Origin of the sequence: Trichodesmium erythraeum IMS101, from assembly GCF_000014265.1 — a bacterium.
GTDB lineage: Bacteria > Cyanobacteriota > Cyanobacteriia > Cyanobacteriales > Microcoleaceae > Trichodesmium > Trichodesmium erythraeum.
Genome location: NC_008312.1, coordinates 536,705 through 556,021, shown reverse-complemented (window position 1 = coordinate 556,021; position 19,317 = coordinate 536,705). Strand labels below are relative to the sequence as shown.

Here is a 19,317-nt window from a genome sequence, read left to right as displayed (position 1 = left end):
AGAATGTACGGGTAGTGGCCATTTATCCCGACTTCTGAGTTTTGCCCTTCTAGAACTGTTCCATGGAACTTTTCTATTATGGGCTACTACTGTTTCTCTTGCTTTTGACTTTTAAATTTTAACTTAAAAATTATGCGCTTAATTGGTTTAACTGGTGGTATTAGCACAGGAAAAACTACTGTCTCTAATTATTTGAGTAAAAACTATCAGTTTCCAATTTGGGATGCGGATGTTTATGGGCGAGAAGCTGTAAAACCTGGTTCATCAATTTTAAAGAGCATAGTAGAACACTACGGTCAAAATATTGTCTTACCTAATGGTAATTTAGATAGACGACAATTAGGAGAGATTGTTTTTAATGATCAAAAAGAGTTACTCTGGTTACAAAAACAAATTCATCCTTATGTCCGCGATCGCTTTGAGCAGAATATTAAGTATTTTATTGCCAAAAATAGTGAATTTGAGCAGACAAATTATATACAGGTAACATCCCATAAAATTACTTCTCAAGATGTTACAGCGGTATTAGTAATACCATTGTTATTTGAAGCTAAGATGACTGACTTAGTAACAGAAATTTGGGTTATATATGCTCCATTCCAACAACAAATAGAGAGATTAATGAAACGTGACTGTTTGACTCAAGAACAAGCTTACACTCGAATTAATAATCAGATGTCCCTATCAGAAAAATGTCAAAAGGGGGATATTGTTGTGGATAATTCCTCTACCTTAGAAGCTTTGTTGAAGCAAGTAGACTTAGCGATCGCTCATCAATAGAATAGACTGGTTGGGAATTAAGCTAAAAAAGTAGTAGGGTCATTTCATTTTAACAAAATCATTGACAAATAGTCTTTTTTATAATTCAATTGCGATGAAAGATTATTAAATTAATCTAGTCACAAAAATATATCCCAATTCTTAAGCAATAAAACCGATAATATTCTGTGATATTTATAATTTCTTGAAAAGTTTTTGAAAAGTCCCACTAATATACTTTACCAATTGACCAAAGACTCTGAAAAGCACCGAAAAAAAGTTTTATATTTTTCATTTTTTATATTGAAGATGAATATTTTTAATTTTTAAACTACCCAGAATAAATCAGATACTTTTTTAAGATACTTTCTGTTGATAGTAGTCCCCATTACTAGGGCGTAAATTATTGCTTACCTCAAGTTTAGTAACAGTAATAATTCAAATATTTTCCCTTCTTATTTTGTAGTTTTCGCCTTCTGAATTAAGCTATACATACTATATAATTATCTAGCTAACTATTGTTTTGGCATTAAAAAAATATTTAAAATTATGACTGAATTTAGTGATTTTAAATCCTTTATTGATTCTTGGGAAGATAGATTTGTTGAAGTAACAGAGTTTGACATATTTAAACACAGTCCTCAGGGTAATATTAATAGTGATGGAACTGCTGCCTGTTGTGATTCGGCAATTTTTACTAAATATCATCGTTATTTTAAACAGTCAATTGAACAAGGAGTTAGAGATTTAACTATTGCCCTAATTCTGAAATTAAATTGTATAACCTATTCTAGTTGTCAAGGTCATTTCTCTAGAGAAGATGCAGGGATGAGGCAGAGGTATGTAGCAGTTATGCCCCGGGATGAGGAGGAATATCAATGCTTATTTAATACTTTTAATCAAATAGCTGAATTGACAAATGAGAGATTTTCTGAACATCCAGTGAAAGTTTTTGTGGGTAATGATAATTTAAAAGATGAGGGGAAAATAATAAAATGTTTGACTTTGTTTTTTGTCTCAAATAATGCTGATGAAGCTGAATATTTTCGAGGAATTGAACCTGTCTATAATTATGTTTTACAACAAGTTAATCAAGGCAAAAATTAGGATAAATTTGTATGTTTAAATTAGTTATAAAGTAGGAAAATTTTAGTTAAATTCCCTACTCTATAGCTGGATAAAATATTTATCTAATTTATTTTATTAAAACTCTCCTAAAATCAAAGATAAAATTAATTACCATCGAAAAAGTATCAATTACTTCTAACTATTCTCTATTCCCTATTCTAGAATTTATAGGAATTAAAAACTTTAGTCTGACCATCTTTTTCAAAGGTAAATACATCAAAAGATTGTTTGCGATCGCCCATTTCCATGCCAGGAGTACCAATGGGCATTCCAGGAACGCTAATTCCAGCAACATCTGGTTTCTGGGCGATTAAACTTTTGACATCTGCCACGGGAACATGACCTTCTACAAGATAGCCAGCAATTTCACTGGTATGACAAGATGTTAAATCTGAGGGTAAATTATATTTCTGGCGAATAGTTTTAATTTCTGACTCAGGTTTGACAATATCAGTTATTTGAAAGCCATTTTGCTTGATATGTTCCACCCAACCCTTACAACATCCGCAAGTAGGAGTACGGTAGACAGTGACATTAAGGACTGGTGGTGCTAAGTCTGTGGTAGATAAACTAGAGTTAAGAACAGTCTGAGTTTTTGTACTCAAGGTAGGATTTTCTGGTAAACCGACAAAATACCAATATGTTGCCCCTAAAACTCCAGCAACTGCAACACCAGCAATTAAAGACTTTATCCAATTAGAGAAAACTTTTTTCATAATTATTACCTTAAATAATCTATAGTACTCTATTGTAATGATAAATTTTCTGGTTAAATAGAAAGTCTTGCTTTAATTTCCAAATTTCCTATCATTCCTAAATCTTCGTGGTCAAGAATATGACAATGATAAACAGTTTTTCCAGCAAAATCTTGTAATGGCATCCGAATTAAAACTGTTTCTCCCTGTCTGACTAAGACTACATCTTTCCAGGCACGATAGGGTTCTGGTTTGCCATTCCGACTCAAAACTTGAAAAGCATTGCTATGAATATGAAAGGGATGATCCATTATGCCTGTGTTAATTAATTCCCAGTCTTCAACGGTATTGAGCTGAACTTGAGTATCAATTCTTTCTGGTTGATATGGCTGACCATTAAACAAAAATGCCATCCCTTGACCAGGTATCATGCCATGGTTCATCTGAAAACGACGTACTTTTTGAGGTTCGGGCAATGCTGGGACAGGGATGAGTTTGGTTGGCAGTGGCACAGCAGTGGACTGTTGGTCATAACTCACTGTTGCTAAAACTTGTGGTTGACTTTCAGATACATTTCTCCCCATCATACCAATACCCACTCGTTCATAAGGTAAATTCAACAAGCGATATTTTCCTGGCTCTCGGTTACCTTGGACTAATACATCTGCACGTTCTCCAGGAGTCAATAATAGTTCTGACATTTCTACAGGTTCAGCTAATGCTCCTCCATCAGTAGCTATTAAATAAAATGGGTGTTCTTCTAAAGATAACCGATAAAATCTGGAACTTGAAGCATTAAGAATACGAATTCTTAATAAATTTTGAGGGGGAATGGTTAATTTAGGGTTAGACTGACCGTTAGCAGTGATCAAATTTCCTTGCCTTCCTGTCATTATTGAAAGCTCATGAGATGGGAGTATATTTCCTTTTTGGTCTAGGGCAAAATCCTGCAACACTAAAAATTGTTCTGAAGCAGCTTTTACTTCGGGAATTTCATCGAGCTCTCCACGGACAATAAATAATCCAGCTAACCCCCCAAAAATTTGTTCTGCTACTAAACCATGGAGATGTGGATGATACCAAAACATTCCAGCATGGTGATTTTCAGGAATTTGAAACTGATATGTCAAGCGATCGCCTGGAGAAATATTCAGAAATACGTTATCAGCATTTCCAGTCATGGGAATATGTAGTCCGTGATAATGAATATTTGTAGGTTGGGGTAAATTGTTAGTGAAATTAATCCTAATTGTATCTCTTGGTTTTACTTCTAATCTTGGTCCGGGAATTTGTCCGTTATAATTTAATACATAAGCTTGTTTATTTCCCAGATTTATTTGACTAATATTAGCTGTCAAATCAATTTCTAGAATTCCATCTTGGCTCTGATGTATTTGAGGGTATGATGATATAAGTTGTTGATTTTTTTGAGTATTATTTATATTACATTGAGTGATTAAAGTTGCCATCGCACTGGAACTTAGGATGAAAAATTTTCTTCGATTAATTTTTTTCACAATTAATATTTTGGGAATTTTATATTTGATTTAACATTTTATTTTAGCCAATTACTATGATGATCGAGTAAAATAATGAAATCAAGATATTTTTTTGTCTTAGGAGCTAAATGTAATTATCCTTTTCTCCGAATATGACTGAAATTGATAGGAGTAAAAAAATAGTGCACACTATATCTTTCCTCGCTCATGCCCCAGAACTGCATGTACCTAGTAAAAATGATAATTCAAACCCAGAAGTAAAACAAGTAGAAAGTAATTCTGTCAATAAAAAACCGAAAAATGAAATACCACAAGTATCTTCTCCAAAGGTAGAAACTAAAGTAGAAACACTTGTAGAGCAAAAAGCTATTAATGTCTCTGACCTAGCTCAAATGAATAATTTTTTGGTACAACCTGGAGAAATTATTTTTTTACTATTATTTATAATCCCCTTTTTACTATTTTCAATGAAGTCGTATTTATTGAGATAAATTTGTATAATACATCTGGGATGTTTGCCTGCGATTAAATTTTTAAGCTATGAAAATTAATAAAGCAAGACTGCGCCAACTTCACTATTGGTTTGCTCCAGTAATGTTATTTCCTGTACTACTTAGTTTAATTACAGGTTCCCTATTTCAAATATCAGTCATTACAGGTAAAGCTGGTGATTTTATTTGGCTATTAGAATGGCATAGAGGCAAGTTTGGGAGAATTAATTTAGAGATGATTTATCCATTTTTAAATGCCTTTGGAATGTTAATGTTGGCAGTAACAGGAATTATTATGTGGTTCCAAGTGAACCGAAAATATAAGAGATAATCAGAAGAAGAGAACTTGGATCATGTCTGGTTACATAGTTATAATTAAAGTTCCTAAAAAAACTTTTTGATAACTGAATTATCCAGACATGATATTACTTGAATAAACTAGGTTTCTAAGATAAGTCTTTGTTTTTAATCATAAATATTAATGAAAAAATTCGGTCTCTAGGTTCACCTGTGTAAGTCCTGAAGAAGCTATTTGTTCAACTTTTAGTTTGAAGATAAATTTAATAGAGACAAGACAACATAGTATCAATTGCTGTTTGAAAAGCCACTGCAGCATTTGCACTCATGTCACGGGGTACACAAACTCTATTTCTGAGAAAAGCTAGAGCGATCGCTCCAAGGGCAGCATCAGCAGAATTTATCTCTTTGACTTCATTGTGTTGTTCAGTTTTGGCATCAATTGAGTGAGTAAAAAATGATGGGACGCCCCCCTCAATTAAAGAATAAACTAAACGTCTCAAGTAAAAGTCAATAACCAATTCAATTTTTGGTAAACTCTCCTGACTCACCCATGTTTGAATTCCCGAATTTTTGAGAATATCAGCAACAACAGTTTTGTAGTTACTACTTAATCTCCCGGCTGCCTCCATCCGATAGTCTTGTTCCTGACTTTCAAATTTTGCTTGAGGTTCTGATTTACTGTTGTAAATAGCCGGCAAATGAAATATTTTTTGTATGATCAAATTATTAGTTTGAGAATTTGGTTTTATATGTTGATAAGCCGGACGCTGATTGATCGCCGTCAACCATTGATTAATTCTCGCAAAGCGATCGTTATTATATATAGAATACCCCCGAAATACAGGTAAATTAGCTGCTAATCTCGTAATACCAGGAGTATATATTATATCCACCAAACTAAACTCGTGCAAAAAATAAGCACCAGGATACTGACTTAATGTTTCTTCCAACTGGTCTAACCTAGTCTCAAAAATTGTTTGCAAATTCAGTAGCTGTGCCTCTTTTTCTTCAGGTGTTATTTCTTTTGATTTCACAGAATTAAAGAGAAACTCATATCCTGATTTAACTAAACCATTACTGTCAAAAGCTTCTATCATATTTAAAGCTACAGACCTTTCTTGGGGTTCCTTAGGTAATAGGGGAAGCCTATCAAATTTATTTTCTAAAGCAAGTAAAATATTTTTCGACTCATAGACTAACTCTCCTTCAATTTTCACTGCCGGAACTAACCCGGTTGGCACCATATCCTTGTACCATTGTGGTTTATCTGCTAAGTTAATTAACTCAACTTCAAAAGGGATTTGTTTTTCTTCTAACGCAAACCAAACTCTTTCACAAAAAGGACACCAAGCATTATTATCTCTATAAAGCAAAACAGAGGGTTTTTCCTCAGGGTTTAGTCGAGCAATATAACTAGATATTGTTGCAGTGCTAGGACTTTTATCTGTTCTTAATATCCATTTTGCCGTAGTATTTTGTTGGGCAACTTGTAGTAATTCTTCCCAGTTAGGAAGGGGTTTATTCTGGAATATATCTGTTACCATTGCTGAATTTTATCCTTTCTAATTTATTAGACTAAATGTGATAAATATTTGTTAGAAATGACTAAAATATTTATTAGGATTCAGGAGTCACATTCAAATAGTTTTAACACTATTTTTTAGGTCAAAAGTTATTTTTTTTTCCAAGGAAAATATCCTATTAACTTCTTTAATCACACTGATTATTAAAACATATTTTTTTGTTAAATTTTGGTATAATAAATTGATTCTTGAGTATATTATAAAGGAAAAAAAGTAGACAGTAATTATATGGCAAAGGTATTCTATCAAATATCTCTATTTTTTGAGGATATTATTATAAAAAATAAGGATTTTAAATATAACATATTCTATATTTTTAGTCAATTTTTTCCTATTATCAATTGGCGATCGCTCTTTTTCTGGCAACTCCCCCTAAAAGAATTACCTTTGACAAAAAGTAAGGTAAACAGCTGACCTTTCAGGAGAATATCAAAAGAATAAAGTATTTTCAGCTTTTGGCTTGATTTTAGAGGTACTAATAACTGATAACGGTACTTTGATATTTTTTTAGCTTATCATTGCTCTTTTGGCGTCAAGGAAATAGGTACCTATTGCTAAAAATAGCTCTAACTTAGATATATTAGGAAAAAATCAAACAGATTTATTAAATCTCAAACCTAGACTATATAAAGGCTTGATGCTATTTTTAATGCATTGTTTACAAAAGTACCCATAACTAATAACCAAAATTACTACTTTTCCAGCCAGTTTAATCTTTCCGGTCAAAAACTTCAGAAATTAACTGGATAAATTTGCCATTTTTATCGTATTTAACAATCATCCTTTTATACTTATTTTCTATCACCATCTTACCTACTAAAATTTCAAATTCTTCTCCTATTTTTAGCTGTTGAGGAACATTGATAACTATAGCATCAGGTAGGAAAAATGTTTGATTTTTACCTGTAGTTAGATTTAACTCAATTTCTCTCATCTCTGGTTCTTGAAAAACTTGTAAATCTGGAGTCATAGATTGTTTTTTTCTAACCCAATTTCCTGATATATTATTTAAATTTGCTCCTGGTTTTTGGTCTGGATAACTATTTAGATGTTCGCGAATTTGTGTAAATCTTGCTAGCTCGCCATTTTCTCCATAAATAACGACAACGCTAGTCCGAAAATTTTGATGTTGGAAAAACAATTCACAACCGAAAGGATTCTCTATTTTTAATTGTGGGCATATCGAAGTTTTGGCTTCTTCACTGAAAGATAATACCCTCATAGATTCTGCTCCCGAATGAATTATTCCATCTGGTTGATTGGCAATTTCTTTATCAAGAAGCCATTGTATTTCTTTCGTACTACCATCAGCATAAGTATAATTATTACGATGAGTAATTACTGTTTTATTATTATTAGCTGACAAATTTCTGATACCTTGAAAAGATGTTATAACTTCTAATTTTGGAGAATATCTAGTCCAAATACCATACCAAGCTATTCCTTCTGGAGAAAGATCTCCGAATAAATTTATCCAATTTTGTTCTTGTAGATTCATGTTCATGTATTCTCAAATTTATCTTGATTTTGTACTATTTTACCTGATTATTATCCCCATATATACCACTCGCAAAAATTAGAACCATTACTAACTTCTATCCCTATTTTAGGCTGACTTAAAAATCTAATTTTGCACCAACAATGGCAAATTTCTCAACAATTTTTTTCATTATCTGAGAGCAATTAAAGATTCTGTATAACTCTCAGTATTCTATTAATATAATCAGCACGCCATTGTTCTCGTTCCTCATTTACTTTTACATCTGGCTGATAATTTTCAATATCTTCAAGAGACATAATACCCTTAGCTACTACTAATTTTTCAATTGTATCTAGGCGTTATCGCAATACTGACACCTCTCCTGCCAATGCCATTATTATTGCCAGTAATTGATCGTTATCTGTATTATCTAAATAAACTGGTCGTTTACCTTTTGCTTGTTTAGGAATCATTTTTTTTCTGTCTTTTTTTTTTATTTAGTACCAACAATAATAAATAACTGCATTCCATTATTTTTTACCAGTAGCGTTTCAATGAGACTATCTCTGGAAAAACCTGCTTCTTCTGCTACAGCTACTAAATCTAAATCTCGCATCGAACTCCAGAAGGGTTCATTATTATTAGTTGTTTCTTCATCGTAGAGGAACGCAGTATATACATCTAGATGACAATACAAACGCGCATCTTGATGTATCATTATTCCACCTGGAGCTAACAAACGATAACTTTCGCGGAAAACATTCTGAATTGCTGGTACAGGTATTTCATGTAGTAAAATATGACTTACCACCAAATAAAATGACTCATCCTGAAAGTTAGTTTTCTCGGCATTCTGTTGACTAAAATGCACCCGTTTTTCTAAAAACTCGGCTCGCGCATGACCATAGCGTAATATAGCCCGAGCTAGATCGATACCATAAACTTCAGCATTTGGGTAAGCATCTACATAAGGCAAAGTGTTATCACCTATCGTACAACCCATATCTAGAATTTTTCCAGGCTGAAAATTTGGGTATTCCTGCTTCAAGAATTTGTGGATAACTGTCTGAACTCTGTCATCGCGAATGGAGTCACGGTTTGCCAGACTATATATATAAACACCTAAATTATAGATAGCACCAGCAGATATATCATCTTGAGTGTATTCACCATTATATCCCCCAGGCATACAATGAATATCTACCGCAGTTTGGTAGGCTGGTATTTTCAATTCAGGGTCTAAGGTAACTGTTCCTTGGGGTGCTTCTCGATCTTTTGCTTGTTCTATCAATTCTGGTAGCTGACGTTCGACTGTAGTCGCAACTGACTCCCACATCATCTCTTGGATAGTCCGCTTTAAGCTACTAAACCATTTATAGCATTGTTGTTGCTTCATACCCCGCCGAATTTCATAACGGTCTTTAGGAAGACGTTGGTTTTCTACTTCAAATTGTGGTTTGACAGTTTCTTCCTATACCACCTTCAATTCAGGGAGCATTTTTTTAAACATATATTTTCTCAAACTGAAAATTTTGCCGTGCTAATTCATCATTATTAGCTTGTGGTAGCATGGGGTGACCTAATTTTGTCTTCATAGTTTTTTCTTACTAAAATGTTGATCAGTATCTTACCGACATCCTTGTAGTTAGTTAATATAAATCTTGAAATCAAAAAAGAGTTATTTTTTAAGAAGAGACTCAGTAATTTGACAAATTATTGAGAGAATTCATACAATAATAATTGTGTATAATTCAAGGAAAAATACAATAGAGTATCCGTAAGACCACAGCCATTAAATCTAGAAAAAGGTGAACAAAATTATATTTGTGTCAAGTGTTGTCATTATTTGCTCCCAGAATATCAACTTCTGCGCCTGTTTTTTTTGTTTTTTTGAGAGACTGAATTAAGCGATCGCTTTAATAATTAAGTTGCTAAATTATACTAAAATTGCTGCCATAGTTTTATCTCTAATTATAGCATTTCTGAATAGTAATGCTATATTTAATGCCTAATAGTTCTCATCCCGTAATGAGTATGTATTGATTTAATTTTTAATTTTTGGAGATATCTAATTTACTCTGACCTGGTTACCATCTCTCGGGCTCTCCTTTCGAAGAAGATAACTTAACAAAATTTCTACACGATCTAATAATTTTTGGTCAACTTCCCTAAATCTAGTTTTTAGCAAGTTAGTGATCTTTAGTCCTTCAGCCTCAGCCTTCAGGTTGTCCTTCAATAGGAAGAAAATTGGACTAGAAATAGTCCCTAAATTTGAATATTATTAGCAGCAACTTCAGAAAGACCCTACCAAAAGCCATAAGCTGACAAACTTAGTACAGTCCTAAACCGTGGCCCTTATTCTTCAAAGATTGTTTCGGGGCTTGAAAGCAAATTGTACAAAATGAACCAAACTTACTTTACTAACTTTTAACCTTGTGGAGTAAAGCAAAAATATATTGTAATAGTATTATTTTAACACTCTTTAGATTTAGAGTTTAGATAGGGAGTCTCGGTATTTATAATCCTTAAAAATGTTAAGTGATAAATAATTTAATTTTTGGCCACTCCCTACTTTATTCTCTCTACTCCCTATTTCTTATTCCATATTTCCTATTCCTTAAAAATGCAAAATAACCCCTATAGTTGGATAGAGTCATCCCTATCAACAATACATAAAGCTAACTGGTATCGTTCGGTCAAAACTATTGAAAGTATTCCCGGTGCAATAATTAAATTAGAAGGAAAAAAACTAATAAATTTTGCCAGTAATGATTATCTAGGATTAGCAGGAGATGAACGTTTAATCGCAGCAGCTATACAAGCAACAAAAGAATTTGGTAGCGGTAGTACAGGCTCGCGTTTATTAACAGGTCATCGAGAAATACATCAGGAATTAGAACGAGAAATAGCCAAATTAAAACAAACAGAATCAGCATTAGTATTTAGTTCAGGATATTTAGCAAATATTGGTGTAATCTCTTCGGTTGTCAGTCAACGTGACCTAATTTTATCAGATGAATATAATCATTCTAGCCTGAAAAATGGAGCTATTCTTAGTGGTGCCAAAATTATCGAATATAGCCACAATAATATTGAATATTTAAAAAATAAATTAGAACAAAAACGAGAAAATTATCGCCGCAGTTTAATAATTACAGATAGTGTTTTTAGTATGGATGGTGATTTATGTAAATTGCCATTGTTATTAGATTTAGCAGAAAAATATAATAGTATGCTTTTAGTAGATGAAGCTCATGCAACAGGAGTATTTGGAATTAATGGAGGAGGTTGTGTTGAACACTTTAACTGTACAGGAAAACAATTAATTCAAATTGGTACTTTGAGTAAAGCATTAGGAAGTTTAGGCGGCTATGTTGCCGGGTCAAAAAATTTAATAGAATTTCTCAGAAATAGAACACCCACTTGGATATATACCACAGGTTTAACTCCTGCTGATACTGCAGCAGCTTTAACAGCTATAAAAATTATTAAAAAAGAGCCAGAACGTCGTATGAAACTATGGCAGAATTTAGAGATTTTTATTAATTTACTAGAAACAGAAAGTCAATTGTTACACAAAGGTAAGAAAACCTCTAATTATGAATCACCAATTATTTGTTTTCCCCTTAAAAATGCAGTCGAAGCATTGAAAGTTGGAGAAAAGTTAAAACAGGAAGGAATATTTGCTCCTGCCATTCGCCCGCCTACTGTTAATACCAGTCGCATTCGTATTTCTCTAATGTCTACCCATGAAACAAGTCATCTTCAGCAATTAATAGCTGCATTAATTAATTTGAGTCAGTGATACCAATTCCAGAAAATAGCCCAAGGCCTTACTCAAAATTTTAGTTATTAAGTAATAAGTAAATAATAACGATATCTTTAATAATTATAGGCGAAAAGCGCCATTATTTATTACTCCTAAAACCTACCTTTTACTTCCTACTCCTATAATAAATTATCTTCGTCACTCAAAAAATCTATAATTTTTTGTACTACTATATCTGGTATTTGTTCAGGTAAGTTACTCTCCCCAGAACTAATTAAACTAAGTTTAGCCCTCGGCAATAGTTCAGCACAGTATTTACTCATAGATAGAGTAATATCCGTATCTTTATAACCTTGTAAAACCAACGTTGCTACTTTTAAATAACCTAAATTTTCTGCTAATAATTCATGTTTTATCTGTGCCCAACGGCGCCGGAATAAAATTTGATTTACTGTTGAATTAAGACGCAAATTTTGTCTTATTTGTAGTATTTGTTTAACCTTCTTATTAAGACCTAGTAGCCTAGTAAAAGGATATATTAATCGCAACATCCAATACAACAAAGAAACTTTCGGAGCTAACCAGCGATACCACTGCCAACGTACTTTTACATCAGCAATATCAATTCCTTCAGGGGATACTAAAATCAAACCCAATAATTTATCTGGATATTTAAGACCATAGCTAGCCGCTATCCAACCTCCTAAAGAGTGACCAACTAAATAAACTTTTTCTAATTTCAAGGCAGCTATATATTCAGCTAAATATTCTACCATTTGACTAATTGAGTAATAAGTAGAATAAAATTTCGACTCATTACATCCAGGTAAATCTGGTGCAAAACAATGGTAATGTAAACTTAATTTTTCCATCACTGATAACCACTGACTACTGTCATACCAAGTTCCATGTAGAAAAACTATATTTTTTGAACCAGTACCAATTTCACGCCAAAATAATAGTCCATCAGACAATTTTACACGAGAATTAAGCCATACAGATTGCATAAATATTTAATGGGAAAATTTCACAAATATTTGACCTAAATACCTAAACATTACCTATGTAATGGTAGATATCCTGAACAAAAGTTTTAGGTGCTAGGTTTGAGGTGTTAATTATTGGGAAAAAACACTGAAGTATTAAAAAGTAGTTGTGAAAATTTAGGAATTAGGAGGTGATAAAATTTTAATGTTGGATATAGCCATCCTATTTTATTTATATCTAAAATATTTGTTCTTTTTGGAAATAATAATCCTAGCAAGGGGCAAGAGTTTTGAAGTGTATTTATAGTTTTTGAATTTTGATAACTTATAGGTGGATTTCTATATATACTTATAACACAGTCAAACATAATATTGTTTTCAATAATTAGTACAAATTAATTTTTTTTTATTCATACACACTGAGGAATAAATATATATTTTTATACACAATTTTTTCTGATTTTATTAGTAGTTTTGAGGATAGTGAGTTAGAGTTTAATACTAATGTTTATTCTCTATTTATTATTCCCTAAATCCGTAAAACTTGATACCTAATTAATTTCAAAACTGCTATAATTAAAGAAATATTTAAGCCAAAACTGTCAAGAACTCAGATAATCCTTGATCATCGATAGTAATGATGATCAATCCTGTAGTAAAGATGTCATTTCAAAACCTTAAATATCACTAATCTCTAAGTTGTCTTTAAAATCCATATTTTCCTTCACATCAGCCTCAAGCAGAATATTCATATAATTTACTATTGGCTCCAGATTTAGTGTAAAATATATCCCTTATCAATAATTATAGTTTTTACTAATTATAACTCTGTTTCTTTAGATAACTCCCTTTTCACAGTAGTCGAAACATCCTTGCCCTATTCCACCATACCTCCTAGCAGAGTATATTGATTATTGTCACGAAGACGAACTAAAACTATTTGGCCTAATGGTAAAATAGTTATTGTACTAGTATCCGTAAGAGGATGGGGGTATATTAAGCCTAATATAGTTTGTCCAACTTCCCATAATCTATGCATAAAAAATATATCAAAATTAAAATTATAATAGAAAGTAATTTTAGTAATTATTTTGAGGTTTATAGCTAACAATAAATTTATTAATTATACTAAACGTATTTTATTCGCGAAAGACAATAATCAGGGCAATAAACCCTATTTCATATTGATTTCCCTAAGCCCTACTAACAGTTAATTTAAAATTAACAATGTTGTTAATTTTTATTGATGATTTTTTAAACAGAACTAAAGTATAGTCTTGTCTGACTTTAGTTGAGGTCAAATCTATGAATAGATGGATTTTATTTTCAGACTATCATATTTAGTTCAATTTGATCACGTTGATTCTTATAATCTGCTTTTAGACACAAAGAATACTATTATATTGTAATAAGTTATTTGTAGTTAATCAATTTGTATCTTGACGTTAAAGGAAAATATAAATAAATGCTCAATAGTCTCATCTTAGTACCACTAATTGGTGCTGGTATTATTGGTTTTTGGCCAAGTTACCTATCGCCAAAATTGGCCCGCCAACTAGCTTTAATAGTGGCCATCATTAGTCTTTTATGGTCTTTGGTGTTACTTACCCAATTCAATACACAAGATCCAAATCAACAATTTGTTGTTATGGTTCCCTGGATAGATTCCCTAGGCCTAAACTACTCCTTAGGAATAGACGGTTTATCTCTACCATTAGTGGTATTAAACGGTATATTAACCACTATTGCCATATATGCTACAGATGAATCAATTAATAGACCTCGTTTTTATTACTCCTTAATATTATTATTGGCCCTTAGTGTATTTGGAGCCTTTCTTGCTCAAGATTTACTACTGTTTTTCCTGTTTTATGAACTCGAACTTATTCCTTTATACCTATTAATTGCAATTTGGGGAGGACTAAAACGGGGTTACGCATCCACTAAATTTCTTATTTATACAGCAATTTCAGGAATCCTAATCTTAGTAGGCTTTCTTGGAGTAGTTTGGTTAAGTGGTTCGTCAAATTTTGCTTATGACCAAGCAGTTGTCCATACTCTACCTTTAGGAACTCAACTATTATTATTAGGAGCAATAGTTGTCGGGTTTGGAATTAAAATTCCCCTAGTTCCCTTTCATACATGGTTGCCAGATGCCCATGTTGAAGCCTCTACACCAGTTTCTGTACTCTTAGCAGGAGTACTATTAAAATTAGGAACTTATGGTTTGCTAAGATTTGGATTAAATATGTTTCCTGAAGCTTGGGCAGATGTTTCTCCCTGGTTAGCAGTGTGGGCTGTAGTAAGTGTAATTTACGGTTCACTTAATGCGATCGCTCAAAAAGACATGAAAAAAATGGTGGCTTATAGTTCAGTTGGTCACATGGGTTACATTTTGTTAGCTAGTGCAGCAGCAACTCCCCTCAGTATCTTGGGCACAGTTTTTCAAATGATTAGCCACGGTCTAATTTCAGGCCTACTATTTTTATTAGTGGGAATAGTCTACAAAAAAGCTGGTACAAGGGATATAGATTTATTGCGAGGTCTATTAAACCCAGAACAAGGTTTACCAATGGTTGGCAGTCTCATGATTTTAGGAGTAATGGCAAGTGCTGGTATTCCAGGAATGGTTGGATTTATTTCTGAATTTTTAGTATTTAGAGGCAGTTTTAATGCTTTTAGAATTCCAACTCTATTGTGTATGATTGGAACAGGATTAACATCAGCCTATTTCTTGCTTTTAATTAACCGAGTATTTTTTGGTAGGTTATCTGAAACAGTAATCAATCTGCCTCCAGTAAAATGGTCTGATAGAATACCAGCAATTGTTTTAGCAGTTATGATCGTTGTTCTAGGAATACAGCCTAATTGGGTGGTGCGTTGGACTGAAACTGAAGCAAATAGTATGAGCACTAGTAAAACTACAGTCTCACAGGTAGTTAACAAATCTGCGATCGCTACCCCATCTCCATTTCAAGGAAGTTAAAAGTCATGCATTAAGATTTTACAGTTTCAACACTAAGAAAAATTTTGCTCAGAATTCTTAGTAAGTAGGTCTACTTAATTATTAGTACAATAGCAAGAAAAATTCAAAACAGTAAAAAATTGGAAACTGGGTTATAGCTACTTTTTCATATTTTTTATATTAACCTCTATTTATGCTTACCTACTTAGAGAATTCTTTCTCTTTTTTGCTTATATAACACTACGGAATTTTTTGATCTTAATTAATCTATAATTTTGAGATTTGTGTAGGAAATGGACAGAAAACCGCTGTAATGAGTGAGGGGTTAAGCAAGGTAGAAAAAGCTAAACTCATTCTCAACTCATTACTATTGATGAAATAGGGCTAATTATTGAGGAGATAACTGCCCAAACTTCTACAGTCCAAAAAGTTTGACCATGGGCTTGCTAAACAGGTTCTTCCCAAAAATTGCTTGGGCTGATGATATTAAGTTTAGTGGGGTGTAGCAGTCTGAGGAAAAATACTATTATAACCTTAAGAGAGAGTGAGATTCTAGAAACTGAGTATTGGCCGGTTGAATCCAAAATGGCGATCGCACAGTGGAATGGAGGATGTGGTATAATACAATATCTATAGGAATTAATGGCAGGAGTTAACGGCCACTAACCCCTACTAAATATGGTAGTTATGTGTAAGTCCTGAATTCAGCAAAGAAGACTTAAAAGCTGGAAAAAATTAAATTTCCTGTAGATATTCACCCTTAGGTTTATACAAAGGATGCCAGTGGACATGATGTCAGAGATTACTTTTAACTTTTGACTTTTGATATCAAATTTGTTGGTATTAGGGTGAATAAATTTAGAAACTGAGTTTGTTTTCAGACCTTATCCCCTCTACCCCCTTTCCCAGCTATGATTTACAAAAATCTTTATTCACATAAAACTTGACAAAATTGACAAGTTATGGGTAGGTTTTGACCTAGCTTTTGCGGGAGAAAAATGTATTGAGTTAGACACAAAGAAGTGAAGGCTGTAGACAGAATTATTCCTCCCACTCTTCCCAATACTCTCACAAATGTTTCAAGATTTCCTTATAAGCGATAGCTTTCCAAGGGGGATGAATGCCAATCAATCTTGCGGTTTTACAAATAATCTGTTAGAATTTAGATGTTGAAAAGTAAGCAGTAGATGGTTGAAAAAGCATACAAATTTAGATTTTACCCAACTCCTCAGCAGGAAAGTCTGGTGAGGAAAACATTGGGCTGTGTGCGTTTAGTCTACAACAAAGCTTTAGCTGTCAGAACTCAAGCTTGGTATGAATACCAGGAACGAGTAGGTTACAAACAAACCTCACCTATGCTGATCAACTGGAAAAAACAGGAAGATTTAGATTTTCTAACTGAAGTAAGTATTGTACCGCTCCAGCAAGGCTTAAGACACTTACAAACTGCTTTCAACAACTTTTTTAGCGGACGAACTAAATATCCTAAATTAAAAAAAAAGTGCCACGGTGGCAGTACTGAGTTGACTAAGGCAGCCTTTAAGTGTAAAGATGGCCAAGTCTATATTAATTTAGGAATCAACAGCTTAGTAACTACTAGCGATGGAGCAAAAGTCGCCTACCCAAAGAATCTTCAAAAGTTACACAAAAAATTAAGGCGTGATCAAAAGTCTCTAAGTAGAAAAAGAGGTAAAAAGTCTAATAATTATCAGAAAGCTAGACTTCAAATAGCAAAGATACACGCCTTAATTAAAGACTCAAGACTAGACTACACCCATAAGCTAACAACTAAACTGATTAGAGAAAACCAAACTATTGTAGTTGATGATCTAGCTGCAGGTAACATGGTCAAGAATCATAAATTAGCTAGAGCAATAAATGATGCTAATTGGGTAGAATTACTGAGACAATTAGAATACAAAGCTGAATGGTATGGTGGTACATTAATAAAAATTAAGAGATATTTTCTCAGTTCTAAACGTTGTTCTAATTGTGGTCATGTAGTAGAAAAATTACCTTTAAATATTAGAGCATGGGACTGTCCTGAATGTGCTAGTCACCATGACAGGGACATAAACGCAAGTATAAACATTTTGGCTGCTGGGCAGGCAGTGTCAGTCTGGGTCGCGACTGTAAGACCTGAAGAGAGTAAATCTCAGAGGGCAAGTGCTATGAAGCAGAAAGCGCTTAACACTGATGCTAAAGAATCCCTTGCTGTCTCAAGTACAGCAGCGCCGGGAGGATGTCAATTAAGAATTGAATTTAGGAAACACTAAGCTTATGACAAACACTATTTTAAAATCTTCTACTCATCCACTTTCAGCTTATATAAACCGCTTAAAATCTGGTCAAGCTCTGCTCAAGGATAGCCCAGAAAATGTCTTAGAAGTTGTCGGAATTTTAAAAAGTTACGGCATTGTATTAGATGCTTATTCCCAAAATCTTAATTACATTGCCGAACATCAATTTTTAGAAATGTTTCCCTTTTTCAAATACTTTAATGGTAAAATTTCATTAGGTAAATTACTCAAGTTTTGGTCTCATGACAGAATTAATTATGAATATGCAGAATATTGCATGAGGGGAATGTTATGGCATGGAGGGGGAGGTCTGGATACATATTTAGATTCAGCTGAGTTTAAACAATTAGCAAAAGCAGCAATAGATGCTAAAATTTCCGGGAATTTGATGTTAATGCCACTCAATCAATTATTTCCAGAATTTTTACCAGATATGGTACGTCAACAAGCTTATTACAGTGCCTTAGGTCAATTTTGGCGGGTAATGAGTGATATCTTTATCACCTTATCTGATCAATATGACCAAGGTCAAATAAAATCTATTCCTGAAGTAGTCAATCATATTTTATCAGGGTTAGTCGCAGAAGCAAATTTACCAATTACTTTTGCTGTAAATATTAAAGGTAAACCTCATGATATAATTCCTAAGTCAGTAGGTTTAACGTTTTTAACAGATACAGCGGTTCCTTATGTGGAAGCAATTTTCTTCCGAGGAACACCATTTTCAGGAACAGTTTCATATAACGCTCAAGCTCAACAAATTGACCCTGATCAAAGTCAATTTACTTATGGTGCCTTGTATGCAGATCCTTTACCTATTGGTGGTGCAGGAATTCCACCCACATTATTAATGCAAGATATGCGACATTTTATACCAGATTATCTTCTTGAATTTTATCAAAAAACTAACCGGGGTACAGATAATTTACGAGTGAAAATTTGTGCCACTTTTCAAAAGTCAATGTTTTGTGTAACAACGGCAGCAGTTTTGGGTTTAACACCTCATCCTTTAGATACAGAAAACCTAGAGGAACAAGCAGAAAATCAAGCCTATTTCGAAGGTTGGATGGATAGATTTTTAACATCAAGACTAGAGTTTGTTAATAGTTAGTATTGTCTCTTATAGCAGCTATGATAAATATTTTCTACAAATATTTACATTATTGTTGGAAGTCATTAGTTAGGACTTAATTAGGAGAAATATTATCATTTATGTGGGTGAATTGCTCTTTTTGATCAAAGAGTCATCACTTATAAGGTTAGAAGTCTTGGAATTATTATTGCTATTTGTCATACCAATTCTCTAGTTGGCTAAACAGCTTATATCCAACCTGCTATATTTGTCATAGAATATGTTTTAGC

At 33.1% G+C, this 19,317-nt stretch carries 14 protein-coding genes; 8 read left to right on the top strand and 6 right to left on the bottom strand.

Annotated elements, in window-relative coordinates; translation table 11 throughout:
* Nucleotides 1-132: 132 nt before the first annotated feature.
* Nucleotides 133-780: a dephospho-CoA kinase gene (coaE, locus tag TERY_RS01675; protein WP_011610227.1), complete on the top strand. Its 648-nt coding sequence runs from the start codon at nucleotides 133-135 to the stop codon at nucleotides 778-780.
* A 528-nt stretch (nucleotides 781-1,308) separates the two neighbouring features.
* Nucleotides 1,309-1,866 carry a hypothetical protein gene (locus TERY_RS01670; protein WP_011610226.1) on the top strand — a complete coding sequence of 186 codons (558 nt, stop codon included), beginning with the start codon at nucleotides 1,309-1,311 and terminating at the stop codon, nucleotides 1,864-1,866.
* Nucleotides 1,867-2,045: 179 nt separating this feature from the next.
* Here the strand turns inward: TERY_RS01670 and TERY_RS01665 are convergent, their stop codons facing one another.
* Both TERY_RS01665 and TERY_RS01660 read right to left on the bottom strand, forming a co-directional pair.
* Nucleotides 2,046-2,603 (bottom strand): DUF411 domain-containing protein, encoded by a 558-nt coding sequence (locus TERY_RS01665; RefSeq protein WP_011610225.1) that lies wholly within the window; start codon nucleotides 2,601-2,603, stop codon nucleotides 2,046-2,048.
* 53 nt (nucleotides 2,604-2,656) lie between these two features.
* Nucleotides 2,657-4,099 (bottom strand): multicopper oxidase family protein, encoded by a 1,443-nt coding sequence (locus TERY_RS01660; protein WP_370496423.1) that lies wholly within the window; start codon nucleotides 4,097-4,099, stop codon nucleotides 2,657-2,659.
* A 164-nt stretch (nucleotides 4,100-4,263) separates the two neighbouring features.
* Here TERY_RS01660 and TERY_RS01655 point away from each other — a divergent pair, with 164 nt between their 5' ends.
* Nucleotides 4,264-4,572 (top strand): hypothetical protein, encoded by a 309-nt coding sequence (locus TERY_RS01655; RefSeq protein WP_155994227.1) that lies wholly within the window; start codon nucleotides 4,264-4,266, stop codon nucleotides 4,570-4,572.
* A 49-nt stretch (nucleotides 4,573-4,621) separates the two neighbouring features.
* Nucleotides 4,622-4,903 (top strand): hypothetical protein, encoded by a 282-nt coding sequence (locus TERY_RS01650; protein ID WP_011610222.1) that lies wholly within the window; start codon nucleotides 4,622-4,624, stop codon nucleotides 4,901-4,903.
* Between the two features lie 229 nt (nucleotides 4,904-5,132).
* On the opposite strand, the gene TERY_RS01645 is transcribed toward TERY_RS01650, so the two are convergent.
* The 3 genes from TERY_RS01645 to TERY_RS01630 form a co-directional block, all read right to left on the bottom strand.
* A complete protein-coding gene (locus TERY_RS01645; protein WP_011610221.1) occupies nucleotides 5,133-6,416 on the bottom strand; it encodes a glutathione S-transferase N-terminal domain-containing protein in 1,284 nt (427 codons plus the stop codon).
* Nucleotides 6,417-7,164: 748 nt separating this feature from the next.
* Nucleotides 7,165-7,953: a DUF3598 family protein gene (locus TERY_RS01640; protein ID WP_196797196.1), complete on the bottom strand. Its 789-nt coding sequence runs from the start codon at nucleotides 7,951-7,953 to the stop codon at nucleotides 7,165-7,167.
* Nucleotides 7,954-8,428: 475 nt separating this feature from the next.
* Entirely contained in the window at nucleotides 8,429-9,331 is a 903-nt protein-coding gene (locus tag TERY_RS01630; RefSeq protein ID WP_011610219.1) for a methyltransferase domain-containing protein, read from the bottom strand.
* Nucleotides 9,332-10,558: 1,227 nt separating this feature from the next.
* Between TERY_RS01630 and bioF the strand changes: the two genes are divergently transcribed.
* A complete protein-coding gene (gene bioF, locus TERY_RS01625; RefSeq protein ID WP_011610218.1) occupies nucleotides 10,559-11,740 on the top strand; it encodes an 8-amino-7-oxononanoate synthase in 1,182 nt (393 codons plus the stop codon).
* 143 nt (nucleotides 11,741-11,883) lie between these two features.
* Here the strand turns inward: bioF and TERY_RS01620 are convergent, their stop codons facing one another.
* On the bottom strand, nucleotides 11,884-12,711 hold the full coding sequence (locus TERY_RS01620; RefSeq protein WP_011610217.1) for an alpha/beta fold hydrolase: 828 nt from the start codon (nucleotides 12,709-12,711) through the stop codon (nucleotides 11,884-11,886).
* Nucleotides 12,712-14,155: 1,444 nt separating this feature from the next.
* On the opposite strand from TERY_RS01620, the gene TERY_RS01610 reads away from it, so the two are divergent.
* From TERY_RS01610 to TERY_RS01600, 3 genes are all read left to right on the top strand, one after another.
* Nucleotides 14,156-15,676 carry an NADH-quinone oxidoreductase subunit M gene (locus TERY_RS01610; protein ID WP_011610216.1) on the top strand — a complete coding sequence of 507 codons (1,521 nt, stop codon included), beginning with the start codon at nucleotides 14,156-14,158 and terminating at the stop codon, nucleotides 15,674-15,676.
* Nucleotides 15,677-16,842: 1,166 nt separating this feature from the next.
* The gene (locus TERY_RS01605; RefSeq protein WP_011610215.1) at nucleotides 16,843-17,931 is read left to right on the top strand and encodes an RNA-guided endonuclease TnpB family protein; all 1,089 of its coding nucleotides are present in this window, start codon (nucleotides 16,843-16,845) and stop codon (nucleotides 17,929-17,931) included.
* Between the two features lie 4 nt (nucleotides 17,932-17,935).
* The gene (locus TERY_RS01600; protein WP_011610214.1) at nucleotides 17,936-19,066 is read left to right on the top strand and encodes a CO2 hydration protein; all 1,131 of its coding nucleotides are present in this window, start codon (nucleotides 17,936-17,938) and stop codon (nucleotides 19,064-19,066) included.
* The last annotated feature ends 251 nt before the right edge of the window (nucleotides 19,067-19,317 follow it).